This is a genomic window from Streptomyces sp. NPDC028314 (assembly GCF_055565795.1).
Genome location: NZ_JBVHTP010000010.1, coordinates 217687 through 243990, shown reverse-complemented (window position 1 = coordinate 243990; position 26304 = coordinate 217687). Strand labels below are relative to the sequence as shown.

General features: G+C 72.0%; 24 protein-coding genes and 1 riboswitch. Of the genes, 4 read left to right on the top strand and 20 right to left on the bottom strand.

What is annotated here, in order from left to right; genetic code table 11:
- Positions 1-116 precede the first annotated feature (116 nt).
- From ACZ4TG_RS23550 to ACZ4TG_RS23525, 6 genes are all read right to left on the bottom strand, one after another.
- The gene (locus ACZ4TG_RS23550; protein WP_468165908.1) at positions 117-875 is read right to left on the bottom strand and encodes an endonuclease/exonuclease/phosphatase family protein; all 759 of its coding nucleotides are present in this window, start codon (positions 873-875) and stop codon (positions 117-119) included.
- Positions 876-945: 70 nt separating this feature from the next.
- Positions 946-1887: an ROK family glucokinase gene (locus ACZ4TG_RS23545; RefSeq protein ID WP_468165906.1), complete on the bottom strand. Its 942-nt coding sequence runs from the start codon at positions 1885-1887 to the stop codon at positions 946-948.
- 61 nt (positions 1888-1948) lie between these two features.
- A complete protein-coding gene (locus ACZ4TG_RS23540) occupies positions 1949-2437 on the bottom strand; it encodes a DUF5304 domain-containing protein (protein WP_468165904.1) in 489 nt (162 codons plus the stop codon).
- 76 nt (positions 2438-2513) lie between these two features.
- Entirely contained in the window at positions 2514-3719 is a 1206-nt protein-coding gene (locus ACZ4TG_RS23535) for an ArsA family ATPase (RefSeq protein WP_468165902.1), read from the bottom strand.
- Between the two features lie 141 nt (positions 3720-3860).
- Positions 3861-4298, bottom strand: coding sequence for an SRPBCC family protein (locus tag ACZ4TG_RS23530; protein WP_468165900.1), 438 nt, complete (start codon positions 4296-4298; stop codon positions 3861-3863).
- Positions 4299-4471: 173 nt separating this feature from the next.
- Entirely contained in the window at positions 4472-5254 is a 783-nt protein-coding gene (locus ACZ4TG_RS23525; RefSeq protein ID WP_468165898.1) for a metallophosphoesterase family protein, read from the bottom strand.
- A gap of 230 nt (positions 5255-5484) precedes the next feature.
- Here ACZ4TG_RS23525 and ACZ4TG_RS23520 point away from each other — a divergent pair, with 230 nt between their 5' ends.
- On the top strand, positions 5485-7281 hold the full coding sequence (locus ACZ4TG_RS23520) for an AMP-dependent synthetase/ligase (RefSeq protein ID WP_468165896.1): 1797 nt from the start codon (positions 5485-5487) through the stop codon (positions 7279-7281).
- A 42-nt stretch (positions 7282-7323) separates the two neighbouring features.
- Here ACZ4TG_RS23520 and ACZ4TG_RS23515 read toward each other — a convergent pair whose 3' ends face one another.
- From ACZ4TG_RS23515 to ACZ4TG_RS23485, 7 genes are all read right to left on the bottom strand, one after another.
- A complete protein-coding gene (locus ACZ4TG_RS23515) occupies positions 7324-8940 on the bottom strand; it encodes a GMC oxidoreductase (protein ID WP_468165894.1) in 1617 nt (538 codons plus the stop codon).
- A 202-nt stretch (positions 8941-9142) separates the two neighbouring features.
- Positions 9143-10285 (bottom strand): glycosyltransferase family 4 protein, encoded by a 1143-nt coding sequence (locus ACZ4TG_RS23510; RefSeq protein WP_468165892.1) that lies wholly within the window; start codon positions 10283-10285, stop codon positions 9143-9145.
- 19 nt (positions 10286-10304) lie between these two features.
- Entirely contained in the window at positions 10305-11435 is a 1131-nt protein-coding gene (locus ACZ4TG_RS23505; protein WP_468165890.1) for a hypothetical protein, read from the bottom strand.
- A 65-nt stretch (positions 11436-11500) separates the two neighbouring features.
- Complete coding sequence (locus tag ACZ4TG_RS23500) at positions 11501-12544, bottom strand: C40 family peptidase (RefSeq protein ID WP_468165888.1); 1044 nt, start codon at positions 12542-12544, stop codon at positions 11501-11503.
- A gap of 245 nt (positions 12545-12789) precedes the next feature.
- Positions 12790-13827 carry a C40 family peptidase gene (locus ACZ4TG_RS23495; RefSeq protein WP_468165886.1) on the bottom strand — a complete coding sequence of 346 codons (1038 nt, stop codon included), beginning with the start codon at positions 13825-13827 and terminating at the stop codon, positions 12790-12792.
- Between the two features lie 257 nt (positions 13828-14084).
- The gene (locus ACZ4TG_RS23490) at positions 14085-15449 is read right to left on the bottom strand and encodes an NYN domain-containing protein (protein WP_468166179.1); all 1365 of its coding nucleotides are present in this window, start codon (positions 15447-15449) and stop codon (positions 14085-14087) included.
- Between the two features lie 40 nt (positions 15450-15489).
- Complete coding sequence (locus ACZ4TG_RS23485; RefSeq protein WP_008738811.1) at positions 15490-15729, bottom strand: hypothetical protein; 240 nt, start codon at positions 15727-15729, stop codon at positions 15490-15492.
- A 125-nt stretch (positions 15730-15854) separates the two neighbouring features.
- Here ACZ4TG_RS23485 and ACZ4TG_RS23480 point away from each other — a divergent pair, with 125 nt between their 5' ends.
- Together ACZ4TG_RS23480 and ACZ4TG_RS23475 are read left to right on the top strand one after the other, a co-directional pair.
- On the top strand, positions 15855-16577 hold the full coding sequence (locus ACZ4TG_RS23480) for a rhomboid family intramembrane serine protease (protein WP_468165884.1): 723 nt from the start codon (positions 15855-15857) through the stop codon (positions 16575-16577).
- Positions 16574-16855, top strand: coding sequence for an Lrp/AsnC family transcriptional regulator (locus ACZ4TG_RS23475; RefSeq protein ID WP_008738815.1), 282 nt, complete (start codon positions 16574-16576; stop codon positions 16853-16855). Before ACZ4TG_RS23480 ends, ACZ4TG_RS23475 begins: the two co-directional genes overlap by 4 nt.
- A gap of 169 nt (positions 16856-17024) precedes the next feature.
- Here the strand turns inward: ACZ4TG_RS23475 and ACZ4TG_RS23470 are convergent, their stop codons facing one another.
- The 6 genes from ACZ4TG_RS23470 to ctaE all read right to left on the bottom strand — a co-directional run bounded on the left by ACZ4TG_RS23470 (position 17025) and on the right by ctaE (position 24299).
- Positions 17025-18413 (bottom strand): aminotransferase class V-fold PLP-dependent enzyme, encoded by a 1389-nt coding sequence (locus tag ACZ4TG_RS23470; protein WP_468165881.1) that lies wholly within the window; start codon positions 18411-18413, stop codon positions 17025-17027.
- A gap of 227 nt (positions 18414-18640) precedes the next feature.
- Positions 18641-18756, bottom strand: a riboswitch (SAM riboswitch).
- An 89-nt stretch (positions 18757-18845) separates the two neighbouring features.
- Positions 18846-19910: an anthranilate phosphoribosyltransferase gene (trpD, locus tag ACZ4TG_RS23465; protein WP_468165878.1), complete on the bottom strand. Its 1065-nt coding sequence runs from the start codon at positions 19908-19910 to the stop codon at positions 18846-18848.
- 187 nt (positions 19911-20097) lie between these two features.
- Positions 20098-21729 (bottom strand): cytochrome bc1 complex cytochrome b subunit, encoded by a 1632-nt coding sequence (qcrB, locus tag ACZ4TG_RS23460; RefSeq protein WP_468165876.1) that lies wholly within the window; start codon positions 21727-21729, stop codon positions 20098-20100.
- The gene (qcrA, locus tag ACZ4TG_RS23455; protein WP_468165874.1) at positions 21726-22796 is read right to left on the bottom strand and encodes a cytochrome bc1 complex Rieske iron-sulfur subunit; all 1071 of its coding nucleotides are present in this window, start codon (positions 22794-22796) and stop codon (positions 21726-21728) included. Before qcrA ends, qcrB begins: the two co-directional genes overlap by 4 nt.
- Positions 22793-23602: a cytochrome bc1 complex diheme cytochrome c subunit gene (qcrC, locus tag ACZ4TG_RS23450; protein ID WP_468165872.1), complete on the bottom strand. Its 810-nt coding sequence runs from the start codon at positions 23600-23602 to the stop codon at positions 22793-22795. Before qcrC ends, qcrA begins: the two co-directional genes overlap by 4 nt.
- 76 nt (positions 23603-23678) lie before the next feature.
- Positions 23679-24299 carry an aa3-type cytochrome oxidase subunit III gene (ctaE, locus tag ACZ4TG_RS23445; protein WP_053676065.1) on the bottom strand — a complete coding sequence of 207 codons (621 nt, stop codon included), beginning with the start codon at positions 24297-24299 and terminating at the stop codon, positions 23679-23681.
- Between the two features lie 200 nt (positions 24300-24499).
- Here ctaE and ACZ4TG_RS23440 point away from each other — a divergent pair, with 200 nt between their 5' ends.
- Entirely contained in the window at positions 24500-24901 is a 402-nt protein-coding gene (locus ACZ4TG_RS23440; protein WP_468165870.1) for a hypothetical protein, read from the top strand.
- Positions 24902-25014: 113 nt separating this feature from the next.
- Here ACZ4TG_RS23440 and ACZ4TG_RS23435 read toward each other — a convergent pair whose 3' ends face one another.
- Complete coding sequence (locus ACZ4TG_RS23435; protein WP_468165868.1) at positions 25015-26262, bottom strand: L,D-transpeptidase; 1248 nt, start codon at positions 26260-26262, stop codon at positions 25015-25017.
- Between the last annotated feature and the right edge of the window lie 42 nt (positions 26263-26304).

Here is a 26304-nt window from a genome sequence, read left to right as displayed (position 1 = left end):
GCCCGGGGGCCGGGGGCGCGGCCCCCGGCTTGCCCAGCAGGACGGGGCCCGGACCGGGGCTGGCCCGGGGCCCCGCGGCCTCCGGCCTGACCGACAGGACGGGGCCTGGTCCGGGGCTAGTCCGGGGCCTGGGCCGGGGCGGGCAGGCGGAGGGTGGCCAGGACCGGGAGGTGGTCGGTGGCCGCGCGGAGGTCCTTCGGGGACACCCCCGCCAGCCCCGCCGGGACACCACAGGTCAGGACCTCGACACCGCGCGTCGCGAAGACCGCGTCGATCCGCCGGTCCGGCGCGTCCTGCGGGAAGGTCGGCCCGCCGCCCCACGGGGCCACCGCGAAGCCGTCCTGGAGCTCGGCCGCCAGCCGGCCGAACGCCGGTCCGTCCGGGCCCTCGTTGATGTCCCCCGCGGCGATCGCGTACGGGACGTCCAGCCCGGACAGCCGGTCCAGCAGCATCCCGGCCTGCGCGACCCGTTCTGCGCCGTGCAGCGACAGGTGGGCGCTGACGGCCCCCACCCGCGCGGCCCCGAAGCGGACCACGGCCGTGGCGAAGCCCCTGCGGTGCAGCCCCGGTGTCAGCGGCAGCAGTACGTCCTCGGTGCGCTCCACGAAGGCCCGTAGCGAGCACAGCAGCAGCGGCCCGGCGGCCGTCGCGCCCCCGCTCAGCACCACCAGCTCACAGCGTGCGGCAAGTCGCGCCGCGTGTTTGCGCCACCGGAAGAACCGCGGCGCCTCCTGGGCGAACACCAGGTCGGGCTCGCACGCCCGGATGACCCGGGCCAGCGCCTCCTCGTCGTCGCGCAGCGAGCGGATGTTGTAGCTGAGCACCCGGATCACGGCAGAACCGTCGGGCTCCGTATGAGACTTGGGCAGGTCCATGCCCGCAAGATACGCAGCTGCCCGCCGCTCCCACAGGGGGCGCGGCGGGCAGCCGGGAGAACGGCGGGGGTCAGCCCTGGCGGGCCAGGTCGGCCGCGCCGACGAGCCCGGCCTTGCCGCCGAGCTGCGCGGCCAGCACCTGCGCGTGCGGGCGCCACGCGCCGCCGATCAGCCAGCGCTTGAAGGACTTGCGGATCGGGTCCAGGACCAGGTCGCCCTCGTCGGAGACCCCGCCGCCGACGATGAACGCCGACGGGTCGAACAGGGACGCCAGGTCGGCCAGCCCCGCGCCGGCCCAGCGGGCCAGCTCGCGGAAGGAGTCGATGGCGACCAGGTCGCCGGCCCGGGCGGCCTCGCTGATGTGCTTGCCCTCGATGCCCTCGGGGGTGCCGTCGCCGAGGGAGAGCAGGACGGTCGCGTTCTCGGGCGTGGCGTTGGCGCGCTGCTTGGCGTAGCGGACGAGGGCGCGGCCGGAGGCGTACTGCTCCCAGCAGCCCTGGCTGCCGCAGCCGCACAGCAGGCCGTCCGGGACGACCCGGATGTGGCCGAACTCGGCGGCGACCCCGAAGCGTCCGCGCCGCAGCTTGTTGCCGATGATGATGCCGCCGCCCAGGCCCGTGCCGAGCGTGATGCAGATGACGTCCTCGTGGCCCTGGCCCGCGCCGAAGCGGTACTCGCCCCAGGCCGCGCAGTTCGCGTCGTTCTCGACGACGACCGGGAGGCCGATGCGCTGCTCGACCTTGTCCTTGAGCGGCTCGTGGCGCCAGTTGATGTTGGGCGCGAAGAGGACGGTCGCCCGCTTGTCGTCCACGTATCCGGCGGCGCCGATGCCGACGGCGTCGATGGTGTGGTTGCTGCTGACCTCGGACACGGCGGCGCAGATCGCTTCCGTCACTCCGTCCGCGGTCGGCGGGGTGGGCACCTTGTACGTCTCAAGGATGGTGCCCTCTTCGTCGACCACGCCGGCCGCGATCTTCGTGCCGCCGATGTCGACGCCGATGGTGAGTCCCATTAGTCCCTCGGTTTCCGGTCAAACCCCGCCACGGCCCACCGTACCCGAGCGCGACGGAGGATCAGTCGAGATCGATGCGCTGGGTCGGGCCCGAATCGGGGCCCTCGTCGCGGTCGTCCCGGCCGTCGCCGGGGGCCTCGGGGGCGCTCTCCCGGCGGGGGCCCGGGGCCGACGGCGGGGCGTCGTCGCGCGTCCAGCGGCGCTCGTGGCCCTCGACGGCCGAGCGGTAGGCGGCGAGCAGCTCCGAACCGGCGGCCGCGAGGTGGTCGAAGACCTCGGGGTTGCGCTCGATGACGGGCTTGGCGGCGGTCTTCGCCTGGTTGACGAACTGGCGTACGGCGCCCTGGGCCGTGGCGCCCAGCAGCGGGTTGTTGAGGCCGGAGACCTTGTCGGCGACGGCCTCGAACAGCTTGAACAGCTCCTCGGCGGCGCTCCCGGTGCCCCCCGCGCCCTGCCCCGCGCGGCGGCGCTCCTTCTCTGCGGCGAGGTCCTCGGCACAGGCCTCGGCCCAGGCGTCTTCGTCGATGGGACGGTCGGTGGCCTCGCTCATGGCGGACTCTCCTGCGGCGGATGCGGAACGTGCGGTACGGGCTACCTTCGACGGTACCCGAACGGCGGTACGGGGCTCAGTGCGCCCGGGGCCACAACTGCGGGTCCGGGGTGAAGCGGATGCGGAGCTCGCCGTCGGTGAGGGCGGCGCCGGAGACCGTGCAGCGGCGCAGCGCCGAGGGCAGCGAAACGATCCTGCGGTACGGGCCCGCCGTGAGCAGCAGTTCGTCGCCGCGCCGGATCAGGTCGAGGTCGGCCTTGCGGGCGCCGGGCAGCGGCACCGCCCAGACGAGTACCCCGTCCTCGGCGAGCCGGTCCTCGACGGCCCAGTCCCGGCGGGGCGCGGGCGCCGGGGCGGGGGCGAGCGCGCCGGCGTCGGCGAGCGCGGCCAGGTCCTCGGGCCCCTGCGGGTCGCGGCCCAGGTGCGGGAGCGGGGTCACGGCCAGCTCGGCGGCCCACTGCGCCGCGTACTTCTGCTGCTGGGCGGCGAGCCCGGCCGCCCAGGGGTCGGCGAGCTCCTGGGGGACGGTCCGGTTGGCGACGAGGGAGGCGGCCGGCAGCTGGTGCAGGGCGAGCCCGAGGCGCCCGGTGCGCAGGGCGGCGTCGGCGGCGGGTCCCGGCTCGGCGACCAGTCGCAGTTCGGTGGTGGGGGACTCGACGACGGCCTGGACGGCGGCCAGCTCCTCGTCCCAGCGCGCGGCGGCCTCGTACAGCCACTGCGCCGGCATGGGCACTCCGGCCAGCTGGGCGAGCACGGGGCGCAGGGCGCGGGCGGCCTGCCGCTCGGCCGGGAGCAGCCGGGCCAGGTAGCGGCGCAGCTGGGCGGGGAGGGCGAGGGTGGCCACGGTCTGGTGCAGCGGGGGCATGTCCACGACCACGAGCTCGGTCCCGGGTGCGGCGGCGGCCCTGCGTACGGCCCTGAGCAGCGCGAACTGCTCGGCGCCGGGCAGCTCGGTGAGTTCCTCGGCGCCCAGTGGCCGGCCGCCGAGCATCCCGATGAGGGCGGCCCCGCGCTCCTGGAGGGCGACGAGCTCGGCGCGGAACTCCTCGCCGGAGTCGAACCGCGCGACCCGCATCCCGCCGGCGACGGGCACGGCCCGCAATCCGGGCACGATCTCGGCGGACTCCCCCGCCGGTGGCCCGACGAGTCCCGCCAGGGGGTCGCCGGGGTCGCCGGAGAGCAGCAGCACGCGCCGCCCCTGCCGCGCGGCGGCCAGGGCGGTGGCCGCGGCCACGGTGGTCCGCCCGGCTCCGCCGGGGCCGGTGATCAGCAGGGTGTGCATGGTGCGGGTGCTCCTAGGACGGTTTCTTGCCGGGCGGGCCGGGCGGGCCGGTCCCGCCCGCCACGCAGCGCCGCCGGCGGATGCGGCACGCCGTCCGGGCGGAGCCTGACCCGGGTCGTACGAGTGCGGCGGCGCCGGTGCTCAGGCGGATTCGACGCGCTTCTTCAGGCCCGCCAGGGCGCGGTCGATGATGACCTTCTCGGCCTTGCGCTTGATCATCCCGAGCATCGGGATCTTGACGTCCACGGTGAGCTGGTAGGTCACCTCGGTGCGCTTGCCGCCGTCCAGCGGGGCCAGCCGGTACGAGCCGTCCAGCTGGCGGAGCATCTGCGACTTGCCCAGCGTCCAGCTGACCTCGTCGGCGCCCCAGGAGTAGACCAGCGTGTGGTCGTCCTTGATCGCGCCCGCGTCGAGCAGCAGCCGGACCTTCTCCGCGCGGCCCTCGGCGTCGGTGGACAGGACCTCGGCCTCCTTCACCTCGCCGGTCCACTCGGGGTAGCGGGCGAAGTCGGCGATCACGGCCATGACGTCGGCCGGGGCGGCCTCGATCGTGATGCTCGAGCTGGTGTGTTCCGCCATCGCGGTCGCTCCTCCGGGGACTGTTCGACAAGTGTGCGGGGGCCTCCGGCCGCCGCGTGAAGGCTACCGCGCGTGCGGGCTCCGCCACTCCAGTGGCTCCCGGGTCCCGCCGGAACGGCCGACGCCACCGGTTCCGCGGGCCGCGGCGACCCGGCGGACCGCACCGGCTCCGTTCACCACTCCAGCGCCCACGGCCGCCCCGTCGCCGCGAAGTGCCCGACGTTCACGCACTCCGTCCCGCCGATCCGCATCCGCCGCGCCATCGGCTGGTGCACGTGTCCGAACAGCGCGTACCGCGGCCGGGTCCGCCGGATCGCCGCCAGCAGGGCCTCGCTCCCCCGCTCGAACCGCCGCGCCACCGTGTCGTAGCAGAGCTCCGGCACCTCGGGCGGGATGTGCGAGCAGAGCACGTCCACCTCTCCCAGCGCCTCGACCTTGGCGGCGTACTCCTCCTCGGAGACCTCGTACGGGGTCCGCATCGGCGAGGGCAGCCCGCCGCCGACGAAGCCGAAGACGCGGCCGCCGATCTCCACCCGCTGGCCGTCGAGGACGGTGGTGCCGGGTCCGGCGTACTCCCGCCACAGGCCCGGGATGTCGACGTTGCCGTACGTGGCGTACGTCGGGGTGGGCAGCGCCGCGAACATCTGCGCGTACTGGCGCCGTACCGCGCCCTCGATCAGCTGCTCCCGGTCAAGCCCCGCCCACAGGCTCCGGCCGAATTCGCGCGCCTCCGCGAACCGCCGCGCGGTGCGCAGCTCGACGATCCGGTCGGCGTTCTCGACGCCGAACAGGTCGGGGAAGATGCCGCGCGAGTGGTCGGCGTAGTCGAGGAAGAGCACCAGGTCACCGAGGCAGACCAGCGCGTCGGCGCCTTCGCCGGCCCGGGCGAGCGCCTCGGTGTTGCCGTGGACGTCGCTGATGACGTGGACCCGCGTACGACTCTTCCTGCCAACCATGCCGCCACCCTAGGGGCGACTGGGGCGGACGGGTAGAGGGGCCCGGGCAGCCAGCCGGACCTGCGGTTACTTCCGAGTCCCGAGCGGGGTCGACTAGTGTCGGGATCGGCACGGCCGTGTCATGTGACGCACGGAACATCTGGCCGGTTCCCTCTATCCGGAACCCACTACCGGTGGGTAACGTCCGGTCGGTCCACATGGTGGCGATGGCGCCCAGAGGAGCAGCAGTCTTGCGCGAGTTCAGCCTTCCGGCCCTGTACGAGGTCCCGTCGGACGGGAACCTGACGGATCTCATCCGCCGCAACGCCGCTCAGCATCCCGACACCGCCGTCATGAGCCGCAAGGTCGACGGCCGGTGGCAGGACGTGAGCGCGACCGAGTTCCTCGCCGAGGTCCGCGCCGCGGCCAAGGGCCTGATCGCGGCCGGCATCGAGCCCGGCGACCGCGTCGCCCTGATCTCCCGCACCCGCTACGAGTGGGTGCTGTTCGACTTCGCGATCTGGAGCGCGGGCGGCGTCACCGTTCCCGTGTACGAGACCAGCTCCCCCGAGCAGATCCAGTGGATCCTCGGTGACTCCGGAGCCGTGGCCGTCGTCGCCGAGACCCCCGGCCACAGCGCGACCGTGGCCGGTCTGCGCGACCGGCTGCCGGAGCTGCGCGAGGTCTGGGAGATCGAGCAGGGCGCCTTCGACACGCTGAAGGCCGCGGGCGCCGAGGTCACCGAGGCCGAGGTCGAGGCGCGCAGCACGCTCGCGGGCGCCGACGACCCGGCCACCATCGTCTACACCTCGGGCACCACCGGCCGCCCCAAGGGCTGCGTGCTGACCCACCGCAACTTCTTCGCCGAGTGCGGCAACGTGGTGGAGCGGCTCAGCCCGCTCTTCCGCACCGGCGAGTGCTCCGTCCTGCTCTTCCTGCCGGCCGCGCACGTCTTCGGGCGCCTGGTGGAGGTGGCGGCCGTGCTGGCGCCGATCCGGCTGGGCTGCGTACCGGACATCAAGAACCTCACCGACGAGCTGCAGTCCTTCCGGCCCACGCTGATCCTCGGCGTGCCGCGCGTCTTCGAGAAGGTCTACAACTCCGCTCGTGCCAAGGCCCAGGCCGACGGCAAGGGCAAGATCTTCGACGCGGCGGCCGAGACGGCGATCGCGTACAGCCGTGCGCTGGACACCCCGGGCGGCCCGTCCCTCGGCCTGAAGCTGAAGCACAAGCTGTTCACCAAGCTGGTCTACAGCAAGCTGCACACGGTCCTCGGCGGGCGCGGCGAGTACGCGATCTCCGGCGGCGCCCCGCTGGGCGAGCGGCTCGGCCACTTCTTCCGCGGCATCGGCTTCACGGTGCTGGAGGGCTACGGCCTGACCGAGTCCTGCGCGGCCACGGCCTTCAACCCGTGGGACCGCACGAAGATCGGTACGGTCGGCCAGCCGCTGCCGGGCTCGGTGGTGCGCATCGCCGACGACGGCGAGGTGCTGCTGCACGGCGAGCACATCTTCAAGGGGTACTGGAAGAACGAGGCGGCGACCGCCGAGGCGCTGACCGACGGCTGGTTCCACACCGGCGACGTCGGCACCCTCGACGAGGACGGCTACCTCGCGATCACCGGGCGCAAGAAGGAGCTCATCGTCACGGCGGGCGGCAAGAACGTCGCGCCCGCGGTGATCGAGGACCGGATCCGCGCCCACGCGCTGGTCGCGGAGTGCATGGTGGTCGGCGACGCGAGGCCGTTCGTGGCCGCGCTGGTCACCATCGACGAGGAGTTCCTCGGCCGGTGGGCCGCCGAGAACGGCAAGCCGGCCGGGGTCACGGCGGCGGAGCTGCGCGAGGACGCGGACCTGATCGCCGCCGTCCAGAAGGCGGTGGACGACGGCAACGCGGCGGTGTCCAAGGCGGAATCGGTGCGGAAATTCCGCATTCTGCCCTCCCAGTTCACGGAGGAGTCGGGGCACATCACGCCTTCGCTGAAGCTCAAGCGGAATGTGGTGGCGAAGGACTTCGCGGACGAGATCGAGGCGCTGTACCGGGGCTGACGGGCCGGACGGGCCTGGCGGCCCGCGGCCGGAGGCCGCGGGTCAGCGGGGGTCCTGCGCGAGGATCCGCGCCATGTTCCGCTCGGCGAGGGCCGTGATGGTCACGAACGGGTTCACCCCGAGCGAGCCCGGGATCAGCGAGCCGTCGACCACGTACAGCCCCTGGTAGCCCTTGGCGCGGCCGAAGTCGTCGGTCGCCCGGCCGAGCACGCAGCCGCCGAGCGGGTGGTAGGTGAAGTTGTCCGCGAAGGCCCGGTTCCCGCCGAACAGGTCGTAGCGGTAGATGGTGAAGTTGGCCCGGTTGACGCGGTCGAAGAGCCGCTTGGCCGCGTCGACGGACGGGGTGTTCTGGTCCCGCCGCCACTGGAGCTGCGCGCGGTCGCCGGCCGCGTCGTAGGTGAAGTGGCCGCGCTCGGGGTTCTTGGTGATGGCCAGGTACATCGAGATCCAGTGCTCGAAGCCCATGGGCAGCGGGGCGATCTCCGCGAAGACCGGGCCGGCGGGGTTGTCCCAGTCGTCGATGCCCAGGGCGGGCATGGTGGCCTGGTTCGCGCCGACCGTGTCCCAGAGGTGGTTGGCGCGCGCGGTCATGACGTTGCCGTTGTGCCCCCAGCCGAGCCCGACCTCCTCTCCCAGCGCGGGCAGCGTGCCGGTCTCGCGGGCGCGCAGCAGGATCTCGGTGGTGCCGAGGCTGCCCGCCCCCAGGAACAGCTGCCTGCAGCCGAGTTCGCGGGTCTGGGTCACCCGTCCCGTGACGTCGCTGGTCCGCACGGTGAGCACGTATCCGCCGGCCGGGTCCGTGCGTACGCCGACCACGCGCTGCATGGTCTCGATGGTGACGTTGCCGGTGCCGACGGCGGCGGCGAGGTAGGTCTTGTCGACGCTCTTCTTGCCGTGGTTGTTGCCGTAGATGACCTCGCCCGCGAGGGCGGACCTGGTGGCGGTGCCGGCCGCCTCGCGCTTCATGTACTCGAAGTCGTAGACGTTGGGGACGAAGGTGGTCCGCAGCCCGGTGTTCTGGGCGTGCTTGCGGGAGATCCGGGCGAAGCGGTACCACTCCGTGGACTCGAACCAGGCGGGGTCGATGTCGTTGACGCCGAGCATCGCGCGGGCCCGGGGGTAGTAGGTGCCGTACATCTCGTCGGCGTCGACCTGGGGCAGCACCTCGGAGAAGTACGCGCGCCGGGGCGTCGGCGCCATGCCTCCGTTGACGAGCGAACCGCCGCCCACGCCACGGCCCACGTACACGGACATGTCGCCGTAGTTCACGCGGTCGAGGACGCCCGGGTAGGGGCTGATGTCCCGGTTGACCACGTCCAGCCAGAGGAACTGGGCGAGCGGGGCCTCGGTGCGGGTGCGGAACCACATGGAGCGCTGGTCGGGGGCGGACGTGGAGGGGAAGATCTTGCCGTCGGGCCCGGGGGTGTCCCAGAGCCGGCCCATTTCGAGGACGACGGTACGGACCCCGGCCTGTCCGAGGCGCAGCGCGGCGACGGCGGATCCGTAGCCGGAGCCGACGACGATGGCGGGGGCGTACTGCGCGGCGGCGGGCTCGACGGCCGCGGCGGAGGAGAGTCCGATGCGGGTGAAGCCGAGTGCGGCGGCGGTCTGGAGGGCGCCCAGTCCCAGGACATGACGGCGCGTCAGATGTGGTGTCATGGCCGCATCATGAGCGGATTCCGCCCAACCGGCCATAACCCGCACTGACACGCTTTTGAGTAACAGTCAGACATGGCTCGACCGTAGGCGGACCCCGCTGCCGCCCGTCCGGTTTGCTCGACCCTGCCCGCGATCGGCGCCCCGGGAGCGATAATCCCCCTCCGCCCGGAAAGGGGACCCCGGCGGCCGCGCCCGCCGCGCGCTACAGGAGCGCGCGCAGGCGCTCCGCGAGGAGGTCCCAGCGCCACTTCTCCTCGACCCACGCGCGGCCCCGCTCGCCCATGCGGCGGCGCAGTTCCGGGTCCAGCAGCAGGGCGGTGATCCGGTCGGCGGCCTCCTGCGGGGAGCCGCCCCGGACCACCCAGCCCGTCTCCCCGTCCAGCACCGCGTCGGGCGCCCCGCCGGAGTCGCCCGCGACCACCGGCAGCCCCGTCGCGGAGGCCTCCAGGTACACGATCCCGAGCCCCTCCACGTCCAGTCCGCCGCGCCGGGTCCGGCACGGCATCGCGAAGACGTCCCCGGCGCCGTAGTGGGCCGGCAGCTCCGACCACGGGACGGCTCCGGTGAAGACCACGGAGTCCGCGACCCCCGTGGCCGAGGCGAGCGCGCGCAGGTCGCCCTCGTACGGCCCGCCGCCCACGATCAGCAGTACGGCGTCGGGCACCGCCGCCAGGATCCGCGGCATGGCCTCGATGAGGGTGTCCTGCCCCTTGCGCGGGACCAGCCGGGACACGCACACCACCACCGGACGGTCGGTCAGCCCGAGCCGCGCCCGGACCTCCGCCCCGCCCGACCCGGGGTGGAAGGTCTTCTCGTCCACCCCCGGCGGGAGCTGCGTCATCCGCGCCGCCGCCCGGTCCGTCACCGCCGAGGCGATCCGCGAGCGCGTGTACTCCCCGAGGTACGTCAGCGTGTCGGTGCCCTCGCCGATCCGCCGCAGCAGCTGCCGCGCGGCCGGCAGCTGCGCCCAGCCCGCCTCGTGCCCGTGGGTGGTCGCCACGATCCGCCGCGCCCCCGCCCTGCGCAGCGCCGGGCCCATCAGCCCCAGCGGAGCGGCGGCCCCGAACCACACCGACTCGCAGCCGTGCTCGCGCAGCAGCCCCACGGCCCGCCGGGTCACCCGGGGGGTCGGCAGCAGCATGGTCGTCCGGTCGCGCACCACCTGGAACGGCTGCTCGGCGTCGAAGGCCGCGGTGGCCTCGCGGCCCTCCGCGCTCCGCTTCCAGGTGGAGGCGTAGACGACGATCCGGTCGGGATCCAGCCGCAGCGCCATGTTGTGCAGGAAGGCCTGGATGCCGCCCGGTCGCGGCGGGAAGTCGTTGGTCACGATCAGCGTCTTGTGCATCGCCAGCCAAAGTACCGGACTAGCGTGCGCCCAGTTCCCCCCGCAGGCTCGCCTGCCAGGCCGTCGTCAGACCGGCCGGATCGCCCCCGACCGTCTCCTCCAGCGCCACCGCGAGCGGCTCGCGGCCGGCCAGCTCGTAGAGCCGCACCAGCGTGGCCTCGCCCCACTTGGCCGCGATGAGCCGGCAGGCCAGCCAGGACCCCTCGTACGCCCGCGCCAGCGCGTCCGGGTCGCCCCCGAAGGCGAAGGCCTCGTCCCGGGGCAGTTCGGCCGGCAGTTCGCCCCGTCGCACCGCCCGGCCCAGGGCGGGCGCGGCTTCGGCGGCCGTGTGCCCGGAGCCGCGGTACGCCACCCAGTCCGCGAAGCCCTCCGCCAGCCACAGCGGGGTCTTCCCGGTGGTCGCGGTGCGCGTCGCCACGTGGGTGACCTCGTGGGTCAGCACGATCCGCCGCCCCTCCCCGGACAGTTGCGCGTACCCCTCCGGGTTGACCACCACCCGGTCGGCCGGGACCGGCCCGTCCCCCACCCGGCCGGTGGTGACCGCCCCCATCCCCCGGTACGCGGCGGCCGGCTGCCCCAGCAGCGCGGCCATGGCGTCCAGCGTGCCGGGAACCAGCACCACCACCCGCCCCGACCACGTCCCCGGCCAGGCGGCGCTCACCGCGGGCACCGCCCGGTCCGTCTCTCCCGCGATCCGGGACAGGGTCTCCTGGGACTGGCCGACGCCGAGCACCAGCGCGTGCGCGCCCCGGGCCACCACCGGCTCGCCCTGGTCCCACAGCTGCGGCAGGGCCCCCGGCGCGGGCCGGTCGCCGGTGACCCGCCAGGCCCCGCCGTCCCGCGCGAGTTCGACTTCGCGCCCCGACCCGGCGGGAGCCTCGTCGTGGCCGGCCAGCCGGTAGCGCAGCTGCGCCCGCGCGACGGCCCGTTCGCCGTCCCGCCGGACCGAGGTGACCTCGTACGCCCAGCCCTCCAGCGGGATCCCGGAGAGCCGCGCGGGCGGGGCGGCGGACCAGTCGGCCACGGCCCGCCGGATGCCGGGCTCGGCGGTGTCCCGCGCGGGCGCAGCGCAGCCGGCCGGCAGCGGGCACACCAGCAGCAGCGGCAGGACCCGTACGACGAGCCGATGGAGGAGACGCCCCGGAAGCATCCGCCGATCGTACGCAGCGTCCCGCTCGGGTGCGGGTCAGGGGGCAGGCCGGCAGCAGGGGCAGGTCAGGGCCGGGTCACCGAGGAGACCGGCATCATCCCCACCGGGTCGTAGCGCACCCGCGCGCCCGGGTAGGGGGCGTGGACCACCTGGCCGTTGCCCACGTACATGCCGACGTGGCTGGCGTCCGAACGGTAGGTCACCAGGTCGCCCGGCTGGGCCTGCGACAGCGGCACCTGCCGGCCCGCGTGCCGCTGCGCCTGCGAGGTGCGCGGCAGCGAGACGCCCGCCTGGCGGTACGACCACACCATCAGGCCGGAGCAGTCGAAGCCGGAGGGACCGGTGGAACCCCAGACGTACGGCCGGCCCACGGCGGCCCGGGCGGCCATCACGGCGGTCGCGGCCCGGCCCGAGGACGGGCCGGCCGGGGCCATCTCCGGGAGCCCCGCGGCGCGCCCGCCGGAGCGCGAGGCCCGCTCGAAGTCGGCCCGCTCCTCGGAGGGCATCGCATTGAGGAGCCGGCGGGCGGCGGCCAGCTTGGCCGTGACGGACCTCTTGTGACGGGCCACGTCGGAGCGCAGGGCCTCCAGTTCGGCGAGCTTGTGGGAGGCCTCCTGGCGCTGCTGGCCGATCCGGCGCTGCTCGTCGCGGAGTTCGTCCAGCTGGTCGGCCTGGCGGCCGGTCAGCCGGCCCAGGACGGCGGCCTTGTCGAGGTAGTCGTCCGGGTTCTCGGACAGCACCAGCGAGAGCGTGGGGTCGAGGCCGCCGGAGCGGTACTGGGCCCCGGCGAAGGCGCCGAGGACGCCCCGCATGGTGTTGATGCGGTCCTGGCTGCGGGCGACCGCGTCCTGGGCCCGGCCGATCTCGGCGCGGAGCCTGTCGGCCTTCTCACCGGCCTCGTTGAAGCGCTCGGTGGCCTGTTCGGCCTCCTCGAAGAGCCGGTCGACCTGGGCGCGGGCGCCTGCCGAGGGCTCCTGCGGGAGGCCGGGGGCGGCGCTCGCGGATGCTCCCGTCATGGCGACCGCCGCGGTGGCCGCTGCGGCGGTGAAGACGGTGACCTTAGTGTTCCGGTCGAGGCCGCTGAGCCCGGGCCGGCGATGGGACGCCACGTGAAACCGCTCCCTTCCGCTTGCGCGGGCCCCGGGTCCGCCCCCCGTGGACGGCCGTGTGCCGGGTTCCGCGCTGGCAGACAGTAGCCGCGCCGCGGGGCACCGGCCAACGACCGTCGGAGGGCGGGTACGGCGGCGCCCCGCAGGAGACGCAGGTCACCGGCGGGGCGTGCGGTCAGAGCGTGCGGTTGTAATTCGCCCGGATGGGCGGCGTACGGCGCGTCCCCGGTGGAAGCCGTCCGGGCTCAGATGCGGACGCCGAACTGGAAGGGCATGTTGTCCATCGACTCGTACTTGACGCCGCCGCGCGGGTTGGAGGCGTGCAGCGTCATGTTGTTGCCCGCGTAGAGGCCGACGTGGTGCAGGTCGCCGTAGAAGAAGACCAGGTCGCCGGGCTGGAGCTGGCTGCGGCTGATGCGCGTGCCGTCGTTCGCCTGGGTGTAGGTGGTGCGGGTGATGCTGACCCCGGCCTGCTTGTAGGCCCACTGCGTCAGACCGGAGCAGTCGTAGGCGCTGGGGCCCGTCGCGCCGGACACGTACGCCATGCCCACCTTGGTCTTGGCGGCGGCGAGGGCGGCTCCGGCCCGGCCCGAGGGCTTCACGTCGCCGAGGTCGGGGGAACGCTCCCCCTCGCTGCGGCTGGCCCGGCTGGCCTTGCTCTCCTCGTCCTTGAGCTGGGCGCGCTCCTGCGCGGTCAGCGTGTTGAGGAGGGCCTGGGCCTCGGCGAGCTTGTCCTGCGAGGCCTTCTTCTTCTCGCCGAGCTCCTTGCGGGTGGCGTCGAGGTCCGCGAGCTTGCCGGAGGCCTCCTGGCGCTGCTGCGCGAGGACGCGCTGCTTGGCCTGGATCTTCTCGATGGCCTCGACCTGCTTGCCGCTCAACTGCTGGAGCGTGGAGGCCTTGTCCAGGTAGGTCTCCGGGTCGGCGGAGAGGAAGAGCGCGAGGGACTGGTCCATGCCGCCGGTGCGGTACTGGGCGCTGGCCATCGAACCGAGCGTGTTGCGGAGCTCGTTGAGCTCGCCCTGGCCGCGGGCGACCGCGTCCTGGAGCTGGTTGATCTCCTTCTCCAGCTTCTCCTGGCGCTCCTTGGCCCCGTTGAACTTCTCGGTGGCCTGCTCCGCCTCCTCGTAGAGGGCGTCGACCTTGGTCTTGACCTCGTCCTTGCCGGGCTGCGCGGGAGCGGCGCCGGCGGACTGGGCGGAGAGGGCGACGGCCGCGGCGGCCGTGGCGGTGAGCACGGTCACGCGTGTGCGGGTCGGCTGCTTGGGTCGACGGTGGGACGCCACGAAGGCGAGCTCCTTCTTCCTAGAGCCGCCGATTGGTGAACGCACACTCGGCAGCACCTTCGCCGCCACCCCGAATGGGTGATCTACCGCACGAAGGTTTGAACAGACCCTAGTGACCCGCCTGTGATCACTTCAAATCCTCGTGGGAAAAAAATCGGCCGCCCACCGGCTTCTTTACCTACAGCGCACGCTCCGTACCGGTCAGTTGACGGTACGTTCCCTCGGGGCCCCGGCAATTCCGGCATTGGGCCCAGGAGTTACGAAACGCGCGAAAGCCGCTTCAGCAGCAAGGCGGACGTCACCGGCCGGGCTCCGGCCTTCGCCACCCCGTCCGCCACCTCGCGGTCGGTGGACACCACGACCACCGGACGGCCGGGCGGCTCGGCCCGCACCAGCTGGCGGATCAGCTCGTCCGCCGTCACCCCGGCCTTGGAGAACAGCACCCGCACCCCGCGCGGCGGGGCCAGCAGCACCGGCGCCGCCAGCTCGGCCCCGTCGAAGACGCAGGTCATCTCCGCCCCCGTCTGCGCGGCCAGCATCGACAGCCCGCCCAGCAGCCGCAGCCGCTGCTTCTCCAGCGGCATCGTCGGATAGCCGGTCTTGGTCACGTTGTAGCCGTCGACCACCAGATGGGCCTGGGGCAGCGCCAACAGCTGGTCCAGCAGGGCCGGATCGGTCTCCGACAGCGCCCGCGCCGCGATGTCCTTGGGGGTCATCCGGCCCGGCTCCACCGCCTCCACCGTGTCCGCCGGCCGGGTGGAGACCGGCGGCAGCGCCAGCTCGCGGCGCAGCCCGGCGGCCGCGTCCAGCACGGTGTCCAGCAGCAGCCGCAGCCGCATGTCCTCGATGCTGCGCCCCTCGCGGGTGGCCCGGCGCGAGGTCTCCAGCGCCGACTCCACCTCCGCGAGACGGGACTTGAGCCGCCGGGTCTCGCTCTCGGCCGCGGCCACCTGCGCGGCCGCCTCACCGCGGATCCCGTCGATCTCGGCGCCGAACTTGCGCAGGGCCGCCTCGCCCCGCTTGACGTCGCTGAGGGCGCTGCGCAGCTTGCGCTGAAGCGATTCCGCTTCCTTGCGGGCGGCGTCCAGCTCGGCCCGCACCTGCTCGCCGCCGGCCCGCTGCATCTCCCGTGCGTGGGCCAGTTCCTCGCGGAGCCGCTCCATCTCGCGCCGGGTCTCGTCCCCGACCCGCTCGGCGTCGGCGCGCTGCGCCTCCTCGCCGGCGGCGGCCACCAGCTTGACCCAGTCGGCCGGACGCAGCACGTACGCGGCGGCCGCCACGTCCAGCGGATCGGCGGCGGCGGGCGGGGCGCCCGACTCCAGGGCAGCGGCCAGTTCGGCCTGGGCCTCGCGGAGCTTCTCGGCGACCCGGCCGCGGAACACGGCGTCCGTCTCCACGGCGGCGGCCATGGCGTTGCCCGCGAACTTGGCGCGCCGGGTCGGGGTGAACCGGGCGTACTGGCGCAGCTGCGCCGGGAGGTCCGCGACCGTCAGTCCGCCGAAGGCCTCCGAGACGAGCGCCACGACCCTGCGCCGCACGCCTTCCGGCAGCGGGCGGTCGAGCACCTCGGCGGCGTCGCCGGCCACGTCGGCCGGCTCAGCGCCGCTTGCTGGCTCCACAATCCGTCACCCCTACCGTGATCTACCTGTGGGCCCGGCTCCCTCAGGAGTCCGCGCCCGGCCTGTCCACGAGCTCGATCTGGTCCACCGCGTTGCACCAGCGGCAGCGGACCGACTCGATGGTCTCATTGACCACCTCGCGCTCCTCGACCTTGGGCTCCCCGGCGAGGTCCAGGTGGACGTACTCCACGACCTTCGACGAACGGGTGACGTCGAAACGCGTGAGGTTGCCGCACAGGGTGCAGCGCCACCGGGTGGTGTCGGTCGGCAGGGGAACCGTCATCAGGCCGCTCTCTCCTTCGTAGCTCATTCAATTAAAGCCGCCGTCTGCTCCGGACGACGGCACAGCTCGTAACCCTACGGCCTGCCACCGCTTCAGGTGGGTCGGGTTGGGCCATGCTCGGTCGCATGATCGTAAGGTGGCAGGCCGTACGCGAGGCGGCCCGGGGGCCGGTGGTCACCCACGCGCTGATCGCCGGATGCTGCGTGGTGTTCCTGCTCGGCCCCGCCTCGGGCATGAACCCGGTCTACGGAACGGGTGACGAGCTGCTGGCGACGGGCACGGCGTACTTCCGGCGCTGGGGCGTGGTCCCGGACGGGCTCTTCTCGGGCACGGCCAGAGCCCTGCTCACGCCGCTGACCGCGCTGTTCGTCCACGGCAGCTGGCTGCACCTGCTCGGCAACATGCTCTTCCTGCACGTCTTCGGCGCGATGACGGAGGAGCGGATGGGCCGCCCGGCCTTCCTCGTCTTCTACATCAGTACGGGCTACCTCGCCCTGGCCGCGTACGCGGCGGCGAACGCCTCCTCGGACCAGACCCTGGTCGGCGCTTCCGGCGCGATCTCGGCGGTGCTGGGCGCGTTCCTGTGCCTGTTCCCGCGCGCCCGGGTGACGAGCCTGTTCCCGTTCCTCTTCTTCCTGCCGCTGCGGTTCCCCGCGTGGATCGTGCTGATGTTCTGGTTCGTCCTCCAGTGGGTGGCGGCCCACCGCGCGGAAAGCGGTCCGGGAGTCGCGTACCTGGCCCACGTGGTGGGCTTCTCGCTGGGCTTCGGCTACGCGTGGGTGCGGTATCGGCGTACGACTAGAGTGAGGCGACCAGCGACTGCCGGCGAGGGAGACAGCCAACCGTGATCACCGCGATCGTGCTCATCAAGACCAGCGTGGACCGCATCCCCGAGATCGCCGAGTCCATCGCCGCACTGGACAGCGTCAGCGAGGTCTACTCCGTCACCGGGACGTACGACCTGATCGCCCTGGTCCGGGTGGCCCGCCACGAGAACCTGGCGGACATCATCCCGGGCCGCATCAGCAAGATCCCCGGCGTCGAGGCGACGGACACCCACGTGGCGTTCCGTACGTACTCCCAGCACGACCTGGAAGCCGCCTTCGCGATCGGCCTCGACGCCTAGCGCTCCGCGGGTTCACAGCCCCGGCAGGGTCTCCCCCGGCCGGGCGCCGGCAGGGACCGGTCCTGCTCCACCAAGGCGCCCTGCCACAGCGGCAGGGGCCTGCCCACGAGCGCCCGGCCGGTCGGTATCGGATCCCGGTACGGCATGCCGCGAAGCTGGTGGAGGCGCGTCAGGAGACGGGGACGCAGCGGCCCTCTTCGGTGCGGTACTGCCACTTGGCGCCGTCCGCGACGAGGTCCTTGACCGCGCGGACGAAACGCTCGACGTGCTCGTCGGGGGTGCCCGCGCCGAAGCTGACGCGGATCGCGTTCAGCGAGCGCTCCCCCGGGGCCGCTTCGGGGGCCCCGCACTCGCCCTGGGCCTGCGGCTCGCTGCCGAGCAGGGTGCGGACCAGCGGGTGCGCGCAGAAGAGGCCGTCGCGGACGCCGATGCCGTACTCGGCGGACAGGGCGGCCGCGAAGTGCGAGCTGTTCCAGCCGTCGACGACGAAGGAGATGACGCCGACGCGCGGGGCGTCGTCCCCGAACAGCGACAGGACCCGGACGGCCGGGACGTCCGCGAGGCCCTCGCGGACGCGCGCGATGAGGTGCCGCTCGCGGGCGACGAGGCTGTCGAAGCCGGCCTCGGTCAGGGCCTTGCAGGCGGAGGCGATGGAGTAGACGCCGATGACGTTCGGGGAGCCGGCCTCGTGGCGGGCGGGCGTGGTGTGCCACTCGACGTCCACGCCGCCGTCCTCGCGCCGGGCGACCTTGCGGGAGGCGCCGCCGCCCGCGAGGTACGGCTCGGCCTGCTGGAGCCAGTCCGCCCGGCCGGCCAGGACTCCCGAGCCGAAGGGGGCGTAGAGCTTGTGGCCCGAGAAGGCGACCCAGTCCACGTCCAGCTCCTGCACGGAGACGGGGTGGTGCGGGGCCAGCTGGGCGGCGTCCAGCACGATCCGCGCGCCGTGGGCGTGCGCGGCGGCGGCGAGCTCCTTCACCGGCCACAGCTCACCGGTGACGTTGGACGCGCCGGTGACGCAGACCAGGGCCGGGCCGTAGGGCTCCCGGTCGGCCAGCGCGCGCTCCAGGGTCTCGACGGCCTGGGCCGGGGTGCGCGGGGCGTTGAGGTACGTGACCCGCGCGTCCCCCCACGGCAGCAGCGAGGCGTGGTGCTCGGTCTCGAAGACGAAGACCTGGCAGTCGGCCGGGAGCGCGGCGGCGAGCAGGTTCAGGGAGTCGGTGGTGGACCGGGTGAAGACGACCTGGTCGGCGGGACGGCAGTCGAGGAACTCCGCGACGGTGACCCGGCTCTGCTCGAAGAGGTCCGTGGAGAGCTGCGAGAGGTACCCGGCGCCGCGGTGGACGCTGCCGTAGTACGGGGCGTAGGCGGCCACGTCGTCCCACACGCGCTGCAGGGCGGGGGCGCTGGCGGCGTAGTCGAGGGCGGCGTAGGTGACCTCGCCGCCGGTGACCAGCGGCACGGTGACGTCACGGCCGAGCACGGGCAGCGGCTCGGCACACGCGGGGTCGACGGTGACGGCGGCGTCGGCGGCGCTGGCGGTGTTCAGGGTTGCGGACATGGCGGTATCTCCCGGCAGGCAGGGCGGAATGGCTTCGGTGTGCCCGTACGCGGGTACGGCTCTGCGGCCGACCGGGGTACGGGATGACCTCGGAGCACGGGGAGGGCGTACGGAGGTACGCGGAAGTGGCCCTGTTCCGAGGGTTGAAGAAGGGGCGGACTCGCCCTATCGCATTCGCTTGCTCACGGAAAACGCTCCTCGAGAGACCAGGATCCCTGGTGTCGAGGGATCCGCGCTTGCCGTAGACCTCACTGCCTACGACCTGGTCATCACCCGGGGCACCCCGCCACGGAAGGAGGGTTGCCGGACAGCAAGCCGGGGCAAAACGCTGTCGCTCGTGACCTGACCAGAATCCTGCCACAAGATCCGCCGTGCGCAAGACCCCGGTCCGCATGCTGGACCGGGGCCTTGGCCGGAATGGCCCGAAAGGGGTCAGGCGTTGCTCGCGGCCACCCAGCGCTCCAGCGCCGCCCTGGCCGCGCCCGAGTCGATGGACTCGGCCGCCCGGGCGATGCCCGCCGCGATCTGCTCCTCCAGGGAGCCGCTGCCCGGGTCCAGTGCCACCAGGGCCGCCGCCGAGTTCAGCAGGACGGCGTCCCGTACCGGGCCGGTCTCGCCGGCCAGCAGCCGGCGGGCCACGTCCGCGTTGTAGGAGGGGTCCCCGCCCCGCAGCGCGGACACGTCGACCAGCTCGATCCCGACGTCACGCGGGTCGAAGGGCAGCTCGGTGACCGAGCCGTCCCGGACCCACCACACCCGGGAGGTGGAGGTGATGGTGAGCTCGTCGAGGCCGTCGTCGCCCCGGAACACGAGCGCCGAGGAACCCCGGTCGGCGAGTACGCCCGCGACGATGGGGGCCACCCGGGGGTCGGCCACGCCGGTCGCCTGGGAACGGACCCGGGCCGGGTTGGTCAGCGGGCCGAGGAAGTTGAACAGGGTCCGGATGCCCAGCTCCTTGCGGGCCGCCGCCACGTGCCGCAGCGCGGGGTGGAACTTCACGGCGAAGCAGAAGGTGATGCCGGCTTCCGCCGCGACCTCCACCACCCGTGCGGGGGCCAGGTCCAGGTTGACGCCGAGCTTCTCCAGGACGTCCGAGGAGCCGCTGGCGGAGGACGCGGCCCTGTTGCCGTGCTTGACCACCTTGGCGCCCGTACCGGCCACCACGATCGCCGACATGGTGGAGATGTTCACCGTTTTGGCCCCGTCGCCGCCGGTCCCGACGATGTCCACCGTCCGGCCCGGCACCTCGATCAGGTTGGCGTGCTCGTACATGCTCCCGACGAGCCCGCTGATCTCCTCGACCGTCTCCCCCTTGGCCCGCAGCGCGACCACGAAGCCCGCGATCTGGGCGTCGGTGGCCTCCCCGCGCATGATCCTGTCCATGGCCCAGGCCGTGTCCTCGGCGCGCAGGTCCCGGCCGGTCAGCAGGGCGTCGAGAACGCCCGGCCAGCCGCGGGCCGCCACGCTGTCGCCGCCTGCCGGGGTCGCAACGTTCATGGTCCGCTCCTGCTGCTAGTGGGCCGCGCCCGTACTCACCGCCCACGTCGAATGGGAAGGGCCTCAGCCTATCCAGCCGGGCAGGACGGCAAAGAGCCCCGTCCAGACACTGGACGGGGCTCTCGCCGTGGCGACACCAGGATTGACCGAAATCAATCCCTCATGCGTTCAAGCGGTCACGCGGAGATCAGTGGTGGCCGTGGCCGCTCTGGATCTCCTTGTACTCCTCCACCGTGGGCTTCGGAATCTGGTTGTTCTCCGCGAACATGCCCTTGCTGAGCTTCGCGCGGAGCTTCTCCGTGGCCTTGAGCTTGCGCTCGACACCGTTCTCGTCGACCGTCGGGCCGAGTTCGAGCGGCTGGTACTGCTCGTGCGAGGTGATCGTGTGCAGCTGCCCCTGCGACAGCGGCTCGTGGACCTCGACGAACTCACCGTGCGGGAGGCGCTTGATGATGCCGGTCTCGCGACCGTGCAGCACCTTGTCCCGGTCCCGGCGCTGGAGGCCGAGGCAGATCCGCTTGGTGACGATGAAGGCGAGGACCGGGACGGCGAAGAAGCCGATCCGGACGAACCAGGTGATCGAGTTGATCGACAGGTGGAAGAACTGGGCGAACATGTCGTTGCCGCCGCCGATGAGGAGCACGATGTACTCCGCGATCCAGGCGACACCGAAGGCCGTACGGGTCGGGACGTTGCGCGGGCGGTCCAGGATGTGGTGCTCGCGCTTGTCCCCGGTGACCCAGGACTCGATGAACGGCCAGACGGCGATCGCGCCCAGCACCAGCGGGAAGAGCAGCAGCGGGACGAACACACCCAGGACGAGGGTGTGGCCCCACAGGTTGATCTCCCAGCCCGGCATGGCTCGGATCAGGCCTTCCGGCATACCCATGTACCAGTCGGGCTGCGCACCGGTGGACACGTGGTCCGGGCGGTACGGGCCGAGCGCCCAGATCGGGTTGATCGAGGCGATCGCCGCGATGGCCGCGATGACACCGAAGACCAGGAAGAAGAAGCCTCCGGCCTTGGCCATGTAGACCGGCAGCAGCGGCATGCCGACGACGTTCTTCTCGGTCTTGCCGGGGCCTGCGTACTGGGTGTGCTTGTGGAACACGACCAGGATCAGGTGGGCCACCAGCAGGCCCATCATGATGCCGGGCAGCAGCAGGATGTGGATCGAGTAGAACCGTGCGACGAAGTCGCCGCCCGGGAACTCGCCGCCGAAGAGGAAGAACGACAGGTACGTGCCGACGATCGGCACGGACAGGATCGCGCCCTCCATGAAGCGGACACCGGTGCCCGAGAGCAGGTCGTCCGGCAGGGAGTAACCGGTGAAACCGGTGAACATGCCGAGGACCAGCAGCAGGAAGCCGAAGATCCAGTTGACCTCGCGCGGCTTGCGGAACGCACCCGTGAAGAAGACGCGCATCATGTGCACGACCATCGCCGCGACGAAGATCAGTGCCGCCCAGTGGTGGATCTGCCGGATGAGCAGACCGCCGCGGACGTCGAAGCTGATGTCCAGCGTCGAGGCGAAGGCCTCGGACATCTGGACGCCCTGCATCGGCACGTACGAGCCGTCGTAGACGACCTCGTTCATGCTCGGGTGGAAGAACAGCGTCAGGTACACACCCGTGAGGATGATGATGACGAAGGCGTAGAGGCAGATCTCACCCAGCATGAAGGACCAGTGGTCCGGGAAGATCTTGCGCATGTTCGCCTTGGCGAGGCCGTAGATGCCCAGGCGGCCGTCCGCCCAGTCGGCTACACGCTCGCCGGCCGGCGCTTTGCGCGCCGTCGTGGTGTCAGTGGCAGTGCTCATCCGCGCTCCCAGAAAGCAGGACCGACGGGCTCTTCGAAGTCGCCGAGCGCCTCGAGGAAACCTTCGTCATTGACGCCGATCCGCAGCTGCGGAAGCGCGTGACCAGCCGGGCCGAAGATGACTCGGGCGCCGTCGGAAAGGTCGAAGGTGGACTGGTGGCACGGGCAGAGCACGTGGTGCGTCTGCTGCTCGTACAGGCTGATGGGACAGCCGACGTGGGTGCAGATCTTGGAGTAGGCCACGATCCCGTCCTGGGACCACTCCAGCTCCTGCTTGTCCTTGATGTCCTCCGGCTGGATCCGGACGATCATCAGGGCGGCCTTGCCGATCTCGATCTGGAACTGCTCCGGATCGGAGTGCTCGATCTCCTCCAGGCCCTCGGGCATGGCGAAGGTCAGCGAACCGACGAGCACGTCCTCGGGACGCAGCGGCTCCATCGTGTTCTGGTTGATGAGCAGCTTGCCCTTGGCCCAGGCGGTCTTGCGCAGCTTGTCCTCGGGCAGCGTGCCCAGGTCGCGCAGGAGCACGACGCCGGAGAGCGGCACCAGGGCCAGCGCGCCGAACATCGTGTTGCGGATCAGCTTGCGGCGGCCGATGTCGGACTCGCGGGCGCCGTCGGCGAAGTCCGAGAGGACCTTCGCCTTGACCTCCGGCGCGGAGGCGATCTCGTGGCGCTCGTCGGCGACCTCGACGTCGGACATCAGGGTGCGGGCCCAGTGGACCGCGCCCGCGCCGATGCAGAAGAGCGCGGTGCCCAGGGTCAGACCCAGGGCGAAGTTGAGCGCGCTCACCCGCCCGATGGGGAAGATGTAGACGATCTTCTCGATCGGGATGGCCACGTAGGAGGCGATGAAGCCGACAGTGGCCAGCATCGACAGCGTGAACAGCATCGCGACCGTGCGCTCGGACCGCCTGGCGGCCCGCTCGTCGATGTCCTGGATGCGCGGCTTGTGGACCGGCAGGCCCGGGTCGGCGAACGGGTCGTCCGCGACCGCTACGCCAGCGTGGTGCGCGTCGCCCTGCTCGCTCGGCAGGTGCTTCTCTTCGGGAATGTCTTGGCTACTCATGACTTCTTGGCCTTAGCGGTGTGGGCCGCGACCCAGACGGCGACAGCGATCAGCGCACCCAGACCGAAGATCCAGCCGAACAGACCCTCGGAGACGGGGCCGAGGCCACCGAGCTTCAGGCCGCCAGGGCTGACCGACTTCTCGCCGTTCACGTTCTGGAGGTACGCGATGATGTCCTTCTTCTCCTTCTCCGGCATGGTGCTGTCGGGGAAGGAGGGCATGTTCTGCGGGCCGGTGAGCATGGCCTCGTAGATGTGCTTCGGCTCGACGTCCTCAAGGTTGGGGGCGTACTTGCCGTGCGTCAGGGCGCCGCCCTCGCCGGTGAAGTTGTGGCACTGCGCGCAGTTGTTGCGGAACAGCTCACCACCCTTGGCGATGTTGGCACCCGCGGGGTCGTACTGCTTCTCGGTCGGCGTGGCCGGGCCGGCGCCGAGGGACGAGATGTACGCCGCCAGCTGGTCGATCTGCGCCTGGGAGTAGATCGCCGGCTTCTTCGGCACCTGGGCGCCGGGCTGCTGGGCGGGCATGCGGCCCGTGCTCACCTGGAAGTCGACGGCTGCGGCGCCGACGCCGACCAGGCTCGGGCCGTCAGAGGAACCCTGACCGCCGGTTCCGTGGCAGCTTGCGCAGCCCACGGCGTAGAGCTTCTTGCCCTCCTCGATGGCGAGGGACTGGGCGGTTTCATCGGCCTGCGCCTTGCCCGCGGGGGCGAAGGCGGCGTAAAGCCCCCCAGTGGCCGCCAGCGCGAGAAGTAGAACGACGACCGCCGCCAGCGGATGGCGTCGTCGTGCGGAGAGCTTTTTCACGGATTACCCCGGTGTCAGGATCTTCTGCGTCGGTGTTTCTGGATGGAGTGCCGGGCCGGGCCCGGCGACGTGTTCGCTACTTGATCAGGTAGATCGTCGCGAAGAGGCCGATCCAGACGACATCGACGAAGTGCCAGTAGTAGGACACGACGATGGCCGACGTGGCCTGTTCGTGGGTGAACCTCTTGGCCGCGTACGTCCGGCCGAGGACCAGCAGGAAGGCGATGAGACCGCCCGTCACGTGCATACCGTGGAAGCCGGTGGTCAGGTAGAACACCGATCCGTACGGGCCGGACGAGAGAGACATGCCCTCGTGCTTGACCAGCTCGGTGTACTCGAACACCTGGCCGCCAATGAAGATCGCACCCATGACGAACGTGATGATGAACCACGTCCGGAGCTTCTTCACGTCACCGCGCTCGGCTGCGAATACGCCGAGCTGGCAGGTGAGCGAGGAGAGCACCAGGATCGTTGTGTTCGTCGCCGAGAAGGGCAGATTCAAGGCCGAAGCCTGTTCTGTCCAGTACTCGGCACCCGTCACGGATCGCAGGGTGAAGTACATCGCGAAGAGGGCCGCGAAGAACATCAGCTCGGAACTCAACCAGATGATGGTTCCGACGCTGACGAGGTTCGGCCGGTTGACCGTCGGGTGCGCGTGCCCGGTATCTACTGTCGTTGCTGTCGCCACGACCGACATTATGTCGGTCGCTTATCCCGCCCTCACCCCGGGGGGTGCCGTTCGGAGTGTCAGGGCCGTGTGCAAGGCCCGAACGGCCCATCAGATCGGCGTACGGACGTAGGGTCGCGAGGCTGTGCGAACCGATGTTGACACCGGGTCGGACGGAGTAGCATCCCGCGCAACATCAACGTGATTCACGGGACACGTGGAGGAACGAAATGCGGGCGACTGCGCGAGTTCTGGTCTACAGCGACGACGCGGGCACCCGGGAGCAGGTGCGGCTGGCCGCCGGGCGCAGGCCGGCCGCGGACCTGCCGCCGGTGGAGTACGTGGAGTGCGCGACCCTTCCGGCGGTCCTGTCCCAGCTGGACGCGGGCGGCATCGACGTGTGCGTGCTGGACGGCGAGGCGGTCCCGGCCGGGGGCATGGGCGTGTGCCGGCAGATCAAGGACGAGATCTTCCGGTGCCCCCCGGTGCTGCTGCTGATGGGGCGCCCTCAGGACGCCTGGCTGGCCACCTGGAGCCGCGCGGACGCGGCCGTGACCCTTCCGGTCGACCCGGTGGCCTTCCCCGAGGCCCTGGCGGGCCTGCTGCGCCCCCGGCTGGCCCTGGACGCGTAGCCGGGCCGGGGGCCCGCTCGGACGGAAGCGGCCCTCGAGGAGCCCGTGAGGACTCCTCGAGGGCCGGTCCGGGGCCTCTTTCGGGGGGTTGTGGCGCCCCCGCGCGCGCCGGTTCAGACCTGCGGGCGGAGCCGGGCCTGGTCGACGGGGCTGCGGCCGTCCTGGGTCCCCTTGAGGAGGGCGCTTCCCTCGCGCCATTCCTTCCAGTCCAGGTTCCAGTCGCCGTACCCGTTCCCGAAGGTGTCCATGTCGTCGCCGATGCTGTTGATCACCTTGACGATGTCGCCCTCGGTGATGTTCTCGTAGAACCAGGCCGCGTTGCCCGTGCTCATGCCGGTGCAGCCGTGGCTGACGTTCTCGTAGCCCTGGGAACCCACGGACCACGGGGCGGCGTGGACGTATTCACCACTCCAGGTGACGCGGGTCGCGTAGTAGACGGGCAGGTTGTAGTACTCGCTGCCGCCGATGCCGACGGTGTCGCCGCGCATCTGGACGAAGTACTGCTTGCCCAGGACCACCTTGACCCCGTTGCGGGTGGAGAAGCCCGGCTTTCCGGTGGTCACCGGAATGGTGTTGATCACTTCTCCGTTGCGCCGGAACGTGAGGTAGTGCGACGAGGCGTCGGTGGTGACCTCCACGCGGTCGCCGATCTCCAGCGTCAGCGGCTTGGCGGCGGCGCCGTAGAGGTCGTCGGAGACCTTGACGCCCTCCAGGTTGCTGCGGGCGGAGACCTCGGTGTTGGCCGGCCAGTAGTCCTTGGGCCGGTAGTGGAGCGTCTTGTCGTCCACCCAGTACCAGGCGCCCTCGACGCCGGCCGGAGCGTCGACGACCAGCCCCCGCTCGACGAGCGCGCGGGCGGCCTTGTCCTTGACGGGCTCGCTGAGTTCGGCCGTGATGGGCTGTCCGACGCCGTATTTGCCCGCCTCAGGGCCGAATTCCACCTGGAGGACCTTCTTGGCCGGGGTGGTGTCGAAGGCGAGCGTGCGCTGCCCTGGGGCGCCCCGCTCGTCCTCGGTGCTCACGATGACCGAGTAGCGGACTCCGGCGGCCATCGGGACGGTGCTGTGCCAGCGGTCGCCGGTGGCGGTGAGCTCGCCCGCCAGCCGGCGGCCGTGGGTGTCCACGGCGGTCACGTCCGTGATCCGGCCCCCGCCGGTCTTGGCCGTGACCTCCAGGGGCCGGTTGGGGTCCACGGGACGGCTGCCGGCGGCCTGGTTGAAGGCGACCCTGTCGCCCGCGTCAAACGGGCGGGCTGACAGCGGGTTGTTGTCGCCGGACCCGCATGCGGTGGCGCCGGCCCCGAGGGACGCGACCAGCAGGGAGCAGCTGAGTACCGTCCAAAGACGCGGTGACTGGTTCATGGAGCCAACGCTATGAAGATATGACAATTACGGCGCGCGGGA